The sequence below is a fragment of the Marilutibacter spongiae genome (genome assembly GCF_014145325.1).
GTDB classification, from domain to species: Bacteria; Pseudomonadota; Gammaproteobacteria; order Xanthomonadales; family Xanthomonadaceae; genus Marilutibacter; species Marilutibacter spongiae.
Genome location: NZ_JACHTF010000012.1, coordinates 30049 through 41752, shown reverse-complemented (window position 1 = coordinate 41752; position 11704 = coordinate 30049). Strand labels below are relative to the sequence as shown.

Here is an 11704-nt window from a genome sequence, read left to right as displayed (position 1 = left end):
CCGGTCTATTCCGTCGCCAGCGACGGTCCCAGGCGGGTGGCCTGCTGGCCGGCGACCAGGCGTCCGTGCAGGCGCCACTGGGTGTCGGGCGGCGTCAGCTGCACCAGCCAGTCATGGTCCGTGTCGAGCGGCGCGGGCAACTCGACGCGCCAGCCCAGCGCCTCGGGCTGCATCTGCAGGCGCAGGTCGCGCGCCGCATCGGTGGGGTGCGAGAGCACCAGTTCCAGCGGCTGGTCGTGCGCGGTGGCGTCCTGCGTGCGTCGCGCGGCGTCGCCTCCGGCTTCGTCGGCGTCGCCCGCGGCGTCTTCCCCAGGCGTCGAGCCGGTGGTGTCGCGCACCCAGTCGCCGCTGGCCGGCAGCAGCCTCAGTCGCGGGCCGTCGACCTGCAACACCGCCGAGAGCTTCAGCGCCTGCGCGCGCGCGTCGGGGCCGAGTTCGGCGGTCTGGATCTGGGCGGTGCGCGCGACGGTATCGATGACCGCGTCGCTGCTGCCGCTGCGGGTGGCGATCACCAGCAGCGCGATGCCGGCGACGACGGCGACGACGGGCAGTCCGATCACCAGCCAGACCATGGGTTCGCGAAGCGGCGGGCGCGGGCTCATTCGACGGGTCCGAAGAAACTGGATTCGACGTCTTCGCGGGCCTGGCCGTCGACGGACGCGATGTTGAAGGTGATCGGCTGGCGGCCGCGGACCGAGGCATCGGCCGACAGCGCCAGCGGGATCTCCATCACCTGCTCGGCAGCGGCCTCGATATGGCGCTCGCCGCCGACCAGCTCGATCCCCGCCGGCGCCTGCAGGGTCAGGGTGTAGCGTTGCGGCGCGACGGTCTTGTTGACCAGCTTGAGCGTGTAGCCGTTCTCGATGCGGCCGCCGGCGACCTCCCGATAGAGGGCGTTGCGGTCGCGCAGGACCTCGGCGATCAGCGGGCTGCGATGGGTGACGCCCCAGGCCCAGGCCGCGCAGAGCCCGGCGAGCAGCAACCCGTAGACGAACACGCGAGGCCTGAGCACGCGCGAGGGCTTGCCGTCGATCGCGTTCTGGGTCGAATAGCGGATCAGGCCCCGCGGATAGTTCATCTTGTCCATCACCTGGTCGCAGGCGTCGATGCACGCGCCGCAGGCGATGCATTCGATCTGCAGGCCATTGCGGATGTCGATCCCGGTCGGGCAGACCTGCACGCAGAGGGTGCAGTCGATGCAGTCGCCCAGCGCTTCGGGCTCGAACTTCGGCAGGGGTTCGGCCTTGAGTCCCGCGTCGACGAAGGACGTGGTCCCGGCGCTGGCCACCTTCTGCGTGGCATGCGCGAAGCGGAACACATAATCGGTCGCGGCGTCGAGCCCGAGCAGGCCGCGACCGCGCTCGAGGACGCTGGCCAGGCCGCGCCGGCGCGGACCACGCGGCTCGCCCCGCATGGGATCGTAGGCGATCAGCAGGGTGTTGCGATCGAACATCGCGCTCTGGAAACGCGCGTACGGGCACATGTACTTGCAGACCTGTTCGCGCAGGAAGCCGGCGTTGCCCCATGTCGCCAATGCATAGAACAGGACCCAGAACACCTCCCAGGCGCCCCAGCCCAGGGGCGCGCGCGCGGCGAGGTCGTGGATGGGGGTGAAGAAGCCGGTGAAGGTGAAGCCCGTCCACAGCGCGAACAGCAGCCAGAGCACGTGCTTGCCGCCCTTGCGCAGCCACTTGTCGCGGTTCCAGGGGCCGGCGTCGAGCTTCATGCGGCGGGCGCGGTCGCCCTCGGTCCACTGCTCGATCCAGAGGAACACCTCCGTCCACACCGTCTGCGGGCAGGCGTAGCCGCACCACAGGCGCCCGGCGAGGGTGGTGAAGAAGAACAGCGCCATGCCGGCGATCACCAGCAGCATGGCCAGGAAGATGAAGTCCTGCGGCCAGAAGTTGAGCCCGAAGACGTAGAACTTGCGCGCGGGCAGGTCGAACAGCACCGCCTGGCGCCCGTCCCAGGACAGCCAGGGGAAGACGTAGAACATGCCCAGCAACACGAACACGGCGATCTTGCGCAGGCGCTGCAGGCGGCCGTCGACGTCGCGCGGGTAGACCTTGCGCTCGCTGACATACAGCGCGCTGCCGCCGTCGTCGAGCAGGTCGATGGGGATTTTGTCAGTCATGGGCGACGCTCATCCCGCTGCCGTCATTCCGGCGGCAGGGGCTTGTTGTAGCGGCTCGAGGGACGCAGCAGGATCCAGGTGAACAGGCTCGACGAGGCCGTCGCCAGCCAGAACATGAAGAAGCCGATGCTGTAGCCCACCGCCCGCGTCAGCGGGAGCCCGGGAAAGGTCAGGTCGCGCAGTTCCAGCGGGTCGACGTGGGCGAAGAAGACCATCGTGCACACGCAGGCGGTGAAGAAGCTGGGCCAGACGATGGCGCCGACCCGCTGGGCGAGCGGGCGCGGCGGATGGTCGAAGCGCGGGGCGGTGAAGTCGGGCATGGCGTCAGCGGGCCCCGGCGGCGGACGCGTCGGTGTCCTTGTCGGCGCCGCCGTGCGACAGCGACCAGACATAGGCGGCGACCAGGCGCGAACGCGTCTCGCCGAGCAGCGCCCCATGCGCCGGCATCACGCCATGGCGGCCGTGGGCGATGGTCTGGTACAGACTGGCCTTGCTGGTGCCGTACATCCAGTAGCCGTCGGTCAGGTCGGGCGCGCCCAGCTCCTGGTTGCCCTTGCCGTCGGGGCCATGGCAGGCCACGCAGACGCCGTCGTAGAGCGGCTTGCCCTGGGCGGCCATGAAGTTGTTCTGCATCGAGGCCGGGTCCGACAGGGTGCGCACGTAGGCGATCACGTAGTCGACCGCGTTGTCGCCCTTCATGCCGGTCAGGACCTTGCCCCACTCGGGCATCACGCCCTCGCGGCCGTGCATCACCGTCTCCAGGATCCGCTCGGGGCTGCCGCCCCAGTGCCAGATGTCGTCGGTCAGGTTCGGATAGCCGATCGCGCCCTGGGCGGACGAGCCGTGGCAGGTCGCGCAGGTGTTGCTGAAGATCGAGCGGCCCAGTGCCACCGCGTTGGGGTCGCGCGCGATCACGTCGATGCGCTGGCCGACGTAGGGCCGGAAGGTCTCTTCGAGGGTGGCGTCGAAGCGCTCCTTGTCCAGCTGGTGCTTGCCGGCCGAGGTCCAGTTGCCGATGCCGGGCAGGTTGCCCAGTCCGGGGTAGTAGACCAGGTAGCCGATCGCGAAGACGATGGTGATGTAGAAGAGGTTGATCCACCACTTCGGCATCGGCTTGTTGTATTCGGTCAGGTCGCCGTCCCAGTAGTGGCTGGTGTCGGTCGGCGCCGGGTCGCCCGGGCGGCGCTTGCCCGTCCACCACAGCAGCCAGACGCAGCCGAAGATGTTCAGCGCGATCAGTGCGATCACATACCACGACCAGCCAGCGCTCATCGCTGCGTCTCCTCAGGCGTCGGGAGGGGGGCGTCTTCTTCGAGCGGCAGGCGCGCGGCCGCGTCGAGCTCGGGTTTCAGGCGCGGGTTCCACAGGCGGATCCAGCCGCCGACGAACAGCACCAGCAGGATCAGGGTGACGATGCCCGAGACCATGTCACTCGCCTCCCCGTGGCGCGTGCCGCCCCAGTCCCTGCAGGTAGGCGACCACGGCGTCGAGTTCGCTCTTGCCCGACACCGCCTCGCGCGCGCCGGCGATCTCCTCGTCGCTGTAGGGGTCGCCGATCGACTGCAGGGCCTTCATCTTCTTCTCGACCAGCGCGCCGTCGACCCGGGCGCCGGCCAGCCACGGGAAGCCGGGCATGTTGGACTCCGGCACCAGGTCGCGCGGGTTGATCAGGTGCACGCGGTGCCAGTCGTCGGAGTAACGGCCGCCGACGCGGGCCAGGTCGGGCCCGGTGCGCTTGCTGCCCCACTGGAACGGGCGGTCGTAGACCGACTCGCCGGCGAGCGAGTAGTGGCCATAGCGTTCGGTCTCGAAGCGCAGCGTGCGCACCATCTGGGAATGGCAGTTGTAGCAGCCCTCGCGGACGTAGATGTCGCGCCCGGCCAGTTCCAGCGGCGGGTAGGGCGTCACGCCCGGCAGCGGTTTGATCGTCTCGGCCTGGTACATCAGCGGCACGATCTCGGCCAGGCCGCCGAACGAAACCGCCACCGCGATCAGCACGGCCATCAGGCCGACGTTGGTCTCGACTTTCTCGTGGGAATGGCTCATCCGTCGGTCCTCAGGCGGTCGCTTCGGCACGGTCCGGCGGCAGCACCGGCGTGGGTTCGAGCGCGGGGGCGCGCTGCCAGGTCCGCACCACGTTCCAGCCCATCAGCAGCATGCCCGCCACGATCAGCAAGCCACCGGCCAGGCGCCCGAGGTAGTACGGGTAGGTCGCGTTGAGCGCCTCGACGAAGCTGTAGGTGAGCGTGCCGTCGTCGTTGGTGGCGCGCCACATGAGGCCCTGCATGACGCCGGCGATCCACATCGAGGCGATGTAGAACACCACGCCGATGGTGTGGATCCAGAAGTGCACGTCGATCGCCTTGACCGAATGCATTTCCTTCTGCCCCAGCAGGCGCGGCAGCATCGAGTAGATCGAACCCAGGGTGATCATCGCCACCCAGCCCAGCGCGCCGGCATGGACGTGGCCGATGGTCCAGTCGGTGTAGTGCGAGAGCGAGTTGACCGTCTTGATCGACATCATCGGCCCCTCGAAGGTGGCGATCATGTAGAACGAGATCGCGACGATGAGGAACTTCAGGATCGGGTCGGTGCGCAGCTTGTGCCAGGCGCCCGACAGGGTCATCAGGCCGTTGATCGCGCCGCCCCAGCTCGGCGCCAGCAGGACCAGCGAGAACACCATGCCCACCGACTGCACCCAGTCCGGCAACGCGGTGTACTGCAGGTGGTGCGGACCGGCCCACATGTAGATCGCGATCAGCGCCCAGAAGTGCACGATCGACAAACGGTAGGAATACACCGGTCGCTGCGCCTGCTTGGGCACGAAGTAGTACATCATCCCCAGGAAGCCGGCGGTCAGGAAGAAGCCCACCGCGTTGTGGCCGTACCACCACTGCGCCATCGCGTCGACCGCGCCGGTGTAGAGCGAGTAGGACTTGCCCATGGTCACCGGGATGGCCATGTTGTTGACGATGTGCAGCAGCGCGATGGTCAGGATGAAGGCGCCGTAGAACCAGTTGGCGACGTAGATGTGCTTGACCCGGCGCTTGGCGATGGTGCCGAAGAAGACCACCGCGTAGGCCACCCAGACCGCGGTGATCAGCAGGTCGATCGGCCATTCCAGTTCGGCGTATTCCTTGCCCTGGGTCAGGCCCATGGGCAGGGTGATCGCGGCCAGCACGATCACCGCCTGCCAGCCCCACATGACGAAGGCCGCCAGCCTGTCGGAGAACAGGCGCACGTGGCAGGTCCGCTGGACCACGTGGAAGCTGGTGGCCATCAGCGCGCTGCCGCCGAAGGCGAAGATCACCGCGTTGGTGTGCAGCGGCCGCAGGCGGCCGTAGCTGAGCCAGGGCAGGTCGAAATTCAGCGCCGGCCAGTACAGCTGGGCGGCGATGAACACGCCGACCGCCATGCCGACGATGCCCCAGATGACGGTCGCGGCCACGAACTGGCGCACCACCTTGTCGTTGTAGGTTTCCACCGACGTTTGCATCCGCACGTTCCCCAGTCCAGGCGAGTTCAGGCAACTCAGACCGATCGGTCGGGTGCGTCGGACCGACCCGCGGGGGTCGGTGCCTGCAACTCGGGCCCGTGGTCGCCGCGCAGCTTAGTCCCCGGGTCGCGAGTCGCGTTTGACATGGATCAAATCGCCCGGCGGGAGCCAGGCTCCCGCCGGCGTCTCCGACGCCCGACCCCAGCCTGCCGCAGGCGATGGCAGCGTGATGTGAAGGTGAACAGGGGCGTGCGGAGGGCTCAGGGCTCGGCAGGGGCCACCGGCGCCGGCGGCGCGACCAGTTCCAGCAGGCGCGCGCCGTCGCCGTCCTCGAGCAGCCACAGGTGGCCCTGCGGGCCCTGCTCGATCTCGCGCATCCGGTGGCCCATGTCGAAGCGCTCGGCCTCGCGCGCGCCGCCCTCGCCGTCGAACGCCACCCGGACCAGCGATTCCGAAGACAACCCGGTGATGAGGGCATTGCCCGTCCAGTCGGGGAAGGCGTCGCCGCTGTAGATCACCAGGCTCGACGGCGAGATCACCGGCGTCCAGGTGATCACGGGCGCGTTGTACTGCGGCTGGGTGTCGTGGTCCGGGATGGGACGGCCGTCGTAATGGTCGCCGTTGGAGACGATCGGGTACCCATAGTTCCCGCCGCGTTCGACGCGGTTGAGCTCGTCGCCGCCCTTGGGGCCCATCTCGTGGTTCCACAGCTGGCCGTCGGCGTCGAAAGCGATGCCCAGGACATTGCGGTGGCCCAGCGACCAGACTTGAGCGGCGACCTCGCCCTGGTCGGGGAAGGGGTTGTCCGCCGGCACGCTGCCGTCGTCGTTGAGGCGCAGGATCTTGCCCAGGTTGCTGGCCATGTCCTGGGCCGGATCGAACTTCTGCCGCTCGCCCGAGCTGATCCACAGGTGGCCGTCCGGACCGAAGGCCAGGCGGTGGCTGTAGTGGCCCTGGCCCGTCACCTTCGGCACCTGGCGCCAGATCACCTTCAGGCCCTCCAGCCGGCCGCCACCCTGGTTGTCCAGCACCAGGCGCGCGCGCGCCACCGCCGCGCCGCGGGTGTCGCCGTCGCCCGGTTCGGCATAGCTGAGGTAAACCAGGCCGTTGTTCTTGAACTTAGGATGCACGATCACGTCGCCCAGTCCGCCCTGGCCGCCGTAGTCCACCTCCGGCAGCCCGGTGATCTCGCCGACCGCACCGGCCGCGTGGGTGCCGTCGGGCAGGGCCTCCAGCGCCAGCAGCTTCAGGTGGCCCTTCTTTTCGGTCACCAACAGGCGGCCGTCGGGCAGGAAGCTCATCGCCCAGGGCTCGTCGAAGCGCGCGACTTCGTGGCTGGCGAACGGGCCGCTGGCGGCCTCGGCCGGCGGCGGCGCGGTGGTCGCCGCCGTGACGTCGCCATTGCGGGAGCCGCATGCGACGAGCAGCACGGCGATGCAGGCGAGGCAAAGCGGACGTACGGTCATTGAGGGCTCCGGTGGCAGGCGGGTGCCATGCGATGGCATGCCCCGATTCTCGCATCCGTGCCCGCGGATGCAACGCGCCTCGCGCCCGGGCGCCCACCCATGCCACAGTCGGCACACCGCCGATGGAGTTCCGCCATGCTGCCCAGCGCCGAAGTCCACTGCCCCTATTGCGGGGAAGCCCTGGAGCTGCTGCTCGACGTGGCGCCGGGCACGCAGCGCTACATCGAGGACTGCCAGGTCTGCTGCCGCCCGATCACCGTCACCGCCAGCCTCGACGAGGACGGCGCGCTGCATGTCGAGGTCGCGGCCGAGGACGAGGCCTGAGGCCGCTGCGCGTTAATGTTGTGTTTCGTTCATCCGCGCGCGACGCGCGAAGCTGGCGCGCAATCACAGCTTGCGCAGGGCCGGGGTCACGTTGTGCCGCATGGCTAGCGCGCTCGCGCGGGGAAGGGGTTAAACACTTGTTTTGCAGTGTTTCGCGCAGGTCTTTGCGTTCATGCGGGGATTGGCAGTGTGTGTCCCGTACGGTCGACTCACGAAAACAACAAGGACCGTGCGGTTCATTTCATATCCCCCAGGAGGAACACCATGAACAAGTCCAACCGCAAGCCGCTGATCGTTGCCCTGGCCCTGACGGCCGCCATGTCCAGCTCGATGGCTTTCGCACAGGAACAGGACGCGACCGCCACCGAGGGTGCCCAGCAGGCCGAGACCGCCACCATGAACGATGCCGAGGCGCCGCGTAAGAGCTGGGCCGACATCGACGTCAACCAGGACGGTTCGGTGAGCAAGGACGAGGCCGCCTCCGTGCCGGCGCTGAGCCAGGTGTTCGACGAAGCCGACGCCGATGCCGACGGCAACCTGACCGCCGACGAGTACAAGGCCTACGTGGCCAAGGCCCAGGGCGGCGAGGCCTCTTCGGGCCAGTAAACCCCGCAACGACGGCCTGGGACGAGCAGGCCGGCAGCATGCAGGCACTCCATTGCCTGTAGTCGCGTCCATTCCCCCTGTTCTCCCCTGACAGGACGCGACCGGAAGGGCGGCCCCGTGCCGCCCTTCCTCCTGTCCGGATCCGCGAACGCCCGGCATACTGGGCGCATGACACGCATACGCATGGTCGGCTTCGACGCCGACGACACCCTGTGGCGCAGCGAGGACTACTTCCACGCCGCGCAGGCGGAATTCGAACGCATCGTCGGCACCTACGTCGACCTCGACGACGTCGGCGCGCGGTTGTACGCGATCGAGAAGGCCAACATCGAACTGTTCGGCTACGGCGTGAAGGGCATGGCGCTGTCGATGGTCGAGGCCGCGGTGCAGATTACCGATGCGCGCATCCACGCCCGCGACCTGCACCGCATCGTCGGCCTGGCCAAGGAGCTGCTGCAGCACCCGGTCGAGCTGCTGCCGGGCGTGCGCGAAGCGGTGGAGGCGGTCGCGCGCGACTTCGATATCGTGCTGATCACCAAGGGCGACCTGTTCCACCAGGAAAAAAAGGTCCGCGACTGCGGCCTTGCGGGCCTGTTCCGCCGCATCGAGATCGTGAGCGAGAAGGACACTGGCACGTATGGCCGCCTGCTGGAGGAGTTCGACTGCCAGGCCCGCGAGTTCCTGATGATCGGCAATTCGCTGCGTTCGGACATCGCGCCGGTCCTGGCGTTGGGCGGCTGGGGCGTCCACGTGCCCTATCACCTGACCTGGGCGCATGAGACCGAGGCCGAGGTCGCCGCCGATGCCCCGCGCCTGCGCGTCGTCGAGGACGCGCGTGGCATCCCCGCCGCCGTGGCCGCCGCGGCGCGCGAGGCCGCCGCCCTCGCCTGAACCTGAACGGCGAGGGTGCGCATGAAGGGCGCATCACGCCGCGGTTAAAAAAAGGTTCACCGAGCGCATCGCAGGGTGGAGTCGCGCCAGCCCGACCCGTCCCCCCTCCCGGGGCCGGCCTGGCCTCCACCCCGACCATGGAGCGCGACACATGACGATTCTGCCCCGCTGGCTCATCCCCACCGCCCTGGCCGCAGGCCTGGGCATCGCTTCGCTCCTCCCGGCGCCCGCACGTGCGAGCGACGACCTGGTCCGCGTGCTGGTCGATATCGCCGACGTGGTCTACCACAGCGGCCAGCCGTACTACCGCCATGGCAACTACGGCCGCTACGACCGCGTCATCGTCGTGCGCGATCCGCGTGGCTATCGCCGCTACTACCGCGACGTGCCCCGCTACATGTACCGCCCGGGCCCGCCGCAGCGCGTGGTGTACCGCTACCCGGCCGTGCGCTACGACCGCAAGTGCAACCCGCATGGAAAGTGCAAGGTCCATTACTACGACCCGCGCCACGACGACCGCCGCTACCGCGACCGCCACGATCGCCGCTACGACGGCCGCTACGACGTCGGCTATCGATACGGCGACGACGACGATCAGGGCCATCGCCGCCATCGCCGTCGCGGCGACTGAGCCGCCGGCGTGTCCCTCACGCCGGATCGACCCCGGCCGGTGCTAGCCTAGCCTTCTGGTCGACGTGCGCCGGGCACCGCCCGGCGCGCGCCACGCCGTCCCTCGCCGTACCGGAGAAGCCCATGTCCCTGCATCGTCTCGTCCTGATCGGCAGCCTCGCCGCCGTGGGTGCGTTCGCCACCGTCCCGGCCCAGGCCGGCGAAGTGGATTGCAAGCTGCATTTCAACCTGTCCGGCTGGTCGGTGTTCTACAAGACCGCCTCCGGCAACGGCACGATCACCTGCGACAATGGCCAGAGCATGGCCGTCAAGATCGAGACCCGCGGCGGTGGCCTGAGCTTCGGCAAGTCGAAGATCGAGAACGGCGTCGGCGAGTTCTCCGGCGTCAACGGCATCAGCGAACTGCTGGGCACCTATGCCAGCGCCGAGGCGCATGCCGGCGCGGTCAAGTCGAGCAAGGCCCAGGTGGTCACCAAGGGCGAAGTGTCCCTGGCCCTGGCCGGTACCGGCGAAGGCTGGGACATCGGCGTGGCCTTCGGCAAGTTCGTGATCTCCCGCTGAGCGCGTCCATGACGGCGCGGCGCTCCACCCGGGCCACGTCGCGCCGGATCCTCCCGGTCGTCCTGCTGCTCGTCGCCTGCGCCTTCGCGCCGGCCTGGGGCCAGGACGACTGGAGTCCGCGCACCGGCGATGCCTGGGTCGATGCCTGGCTGGGCGACATGAACCGTTACGGCGCCAGCTATCCCGACGCCTTCATCGACGAGATCGTGCGTTACCAGGAGGCGCCGCGCGCGCTGGTGCGCGAGTTGCTGCTCGATCGCGGATGGCGACCGGGCGACGTCTATTACGCCTGCGGCCTGGCCGCGGTGAGTGGCCGGCCCTGCCGCCACGTCGCCGACCGCTGGCAGCGCGACGCGGCAGGCGGCTGGGGCGCGATCGCGGTTGAACTCGGCGTGGAGCCCGGCTCGGCCGCCTTCATGCGACTGAAGAAGGGCTTCGTGCCCAGCTACGACCGCTGGGGTCGGCCGATCCGCGTCGACGATGCCCTCGCGCGCGAATTCCCCGGTCGCGAGCGCATGCCCGCACCTGCCGGGAACGATGTCGGCGAAGAGGCGAAGTCCGGCAACTGAGTCCCCTGGGCCCGCTGCGGGAAAGCGCAGGCGTCGCGGCGCGAGCCCCTTCAAGACGGCGTATCGGAAACGCACCGCGGGAGGGGCCCCGCGGTGCGTCGGTGCCGTTCAGTTGGCGAGCGTGCAGACGCCGTTCGCGCCGCCCTTGCCGGTATACGACACCGACAGGCTGCCGTCGGTATTGGTCGATACCGAGATCGTCACGCCACTGGCGTCGTCGCGGGCTTCGTAATAGGCCTCGCTGAAGGACTTGTACGAGGCTTCGTTGCCGTTGACGAAGACCGGGCCGCCGTCGTCGGCGTGCACTTCGATACCGCCCGGGCAGGTCGCGTTGAACAGCGAGATCTTCGCCTTCGGCGCTTCGTCCGCGGGCGCGGGGGCGTCGAGCGGCGCGGTCGCTTCTTCGGGAGCGGGCATCGTCTCGTCCGGCATCTCACTGGTTTCGGGCGCCGGCATCGTCTCGGGCGCATCCGGTGCCGGGGTCGTGGCGTCGGGCGTTGCGTCGGTGGCCGGCGCCGCGGCCTCCGGCGTTTCGGACGGACCACTGCAGGCAGTGGCGACCAGGCACAGCGGCAACAGCAGGTAAGCGACTCTCATCGGATGTCTCCGTTTGAAAGGGGAGTGGACTGGCCACGCGCGCACCCCCTCGCACAGGGGCGAACACGGACCGAGCGTAAGGCCGTCGGGGTTAAGGCGGCATTGACGCTTCCCGATGGGCGTGCGAGCGCCCCGACGTCTGCACCCTGGCAACGGCCACACGAGGCGCGCGTCGCCCCGGCCAACGGGCCTGCTGCAGGCATGCCCATGGGATGCCGAACCCGGACGGCGATGCCCCAGCCGTGGTCCGCGCCCGCTGCGGTCGGGGCGCCTGCGCGCCCGGTGCAATGGGAACGACATCGCTGTCATCCGTTGCAGCCCGCTGCCGGCGACGGCACCGGCCGGCGATCCGCGGGACTTTGTTGCGCTGCACGGTGACAAGTGCGGAGGCCCGTGATTAGTCTGCGTCCATCGTGATGGTAGCGCTACC

Annotated in this window: 15 protein-coding genes; 6 read left to right on the top strand and 9 right to left on the bottom strand. The window is 69.0% G+C overall.

Features of this window, described 5'->3' with window-relative positions; all coding sequences use genetic code 11:
* Positions 1–5 precede the first annotated feature (5 nt).
* The 8 genes from H4F98_RS11605 to H4F98_RS11570 all read right to left on the bottom strand — a co-directional run bounded on the left by H4F98_RS11605 (position 6) and on the right by H4F98_RS11570 (position 7096).
* Positions 6–602, bottom strand: coding sequence for a FixH family protein (locus H4F98_RS11605; RefSeq protein WP_182687826.1), 597 nt, complete (start codon positions 600–602; stop codon positions 6–8).
* Entirely contained in the window at positions 599–2134 is a 1536-nt protein-coding gene (locus tag H4F98_RS11600; RefSeq protein WP_182687824.1) for a 4Fe-4S dicluster domain-containing protein, read from the bottom strand. The genes H4F98_RS11605 and H4F98_RS11600 overlap by 4 nt, the downstream gene beginning before the upstream one ends.
* Positions 2135–2157: 23 nt before the next feature.
* Positions 2158–2454, bottom strand: coding sequence for a hypothetical protein (locus H4F98_RS11595; RefSeq protein ID WP_182687822.1), 297 nt, complete (start codon positions 2452–2454; stop codon positions 2158–2160).
* A gap of 4 nt (positions 2455–2458) precedes the next feature.
* Entirely contained in the window at positions 2459–3406 is a 948-nt protein-coding gene (ccoP, locus tag H4F98_RS11590; protein ID WP_182687820.1) for a cytochrome-c oxidase, cbb3-type subunit III, read from the bottom strand.
* A complete protein-coding gene (locus tag H4F98_RS11585) occupies positions 3403–3561 on the bottom strand; it encodes a cbb3-type cytochrome oxidase subunit 3 (protein ID WP_182687818.1) in 159 nt (52 codons plus the stop codon). The genes ccoP and H4F98_RS11585 overlap by 4 nt, the downstream gene beginning before the upstream one ends.
* A 1-nt stretch (position 3562) precedes the next feature.
* On the bottom strand, positions 3563–4180 hold the full coding sequence (ccoO, locus tag H4F98_RS11580) for a cytochrome-c oxidase, cbb3-type subunit II (RefSeq protein WP_182687816.1): 618 nt from the start codon (positions 4178–4180) through the stop codon (positions 3563–3565).
* Positions 4181–4190: 10 nt separating this feature from the next.
* Positions 4191–5630 (bottom strand): cytochrome-c oxidase, cbb3-type subunit I, encoded by a 1440-nt coding sequence (gene ccoN / locus H4F98_RS11575; RefSeq protein ID WP_182687814.1) that lies wholly within the window; start codon positions 5628–5630, stop codon positions 4191–4193.
* A 260-nt stretch (positions 5631–5890) separates the two neighbouring features.
* Positions 5891–7096 (bottom strand): PQQ-dependent sugar dehydrogenase, encoded by a 1206-nt coding sequence (locus H4F98_RS11570; protein ID WP_182687812.1) that lies wholly within the window; start codon positions 7094–7096, stop codon positions 5891–5893.
* Between the two features lie 135 nt (positions 7097–7231).
* On the opposite strand from H4F98_RS11570, the gene H4F98_RS11565 reads away from it, so the two are divergent.
* From H4F98_RS11565 to H4F98_RS11540, 6 genes are all read left to right on the top strand, one after another.
* Positions 7232–7420, top strand: coding sequence for a CPXCG motif-containing cysteine-rich protein (locus H4F98_RS11565; protein WP_182687810.1), 189 nt, complete (start codon positions 7232–7234; stop codon positions 7418–7420).
* 264 nt (positions 7421–7684) lie between these two features.
* Positions 7685–8026, top strand: coding sequence for an EF-hand domain-containing protein (locus H4F98_RS11560; protein ID WP_182687808.1), 342 nt, complete (start codon positions 7685–7687; stop codon positions 8024–8026).
* Positions 8027–8194: 168 nt separating this feature from the next.
* Positions 8195–8917, top strand: coding sequence for an HAD family hydrolase (locus tag H4F98_RS11555; protein WP_246373135.1), 723 nt, complete (start codon positions 8195–8197; stop codon positions 8915–8917).
* A 151-nt stretch (positions 8918–9068) separates the two neighbouring features.
* The gene (locus tag H4F98_RS11550) at positions 9069–9548 is read left to right on the top strand and encodes a hypothetical protein (RefSeq protein WP_182687806.1); all 480 of its coding nucleotides are present in this window, start codon (positions 9069–9071) and stop codon (positions 9546–9548) included.
* 122 nt (positions 9549–9670) lie between these two features.
* On the top strand, positions 9671–10108 hold the full coding sequence (locus H4F98_RS11545; RefSeq protein ID WP_246373134.1) for a hypothetical protein: 438 nt from the start codon (positions 9671–9673) through the stop codon (positions 10106–10108).
* Between the two features lie 8 nt (positions 10109–10116).
* On the top strand, positions 10117–10677 hold the full coding sequence (locus H4F98_RS11540) for a hypothetical protein (protein WP_182687804.1): 561 nt from the start codon (positions 10117–10119) through the stop codon (positions 10675–10677).
* A 108-nt stretch (positions 10678–10785) separates the two neighbouring features.
* Here the strand turns inward: H4F98_RS11540 and H4F98_RS16715 are convergent, their stop codons facing one another.
* On the bottom strand, positions 10786–11274 hold the full coding sequence (locus tag H4F98_RS16715) for a hypothetical protein (protein WP_220479200.1): 489 nt from the start codon (positions 11272–11274) through the stop codon (positions 10786–10788).
* Between the last annotated feature and the right edge of the window lie 430 nt (positions 11275–11704).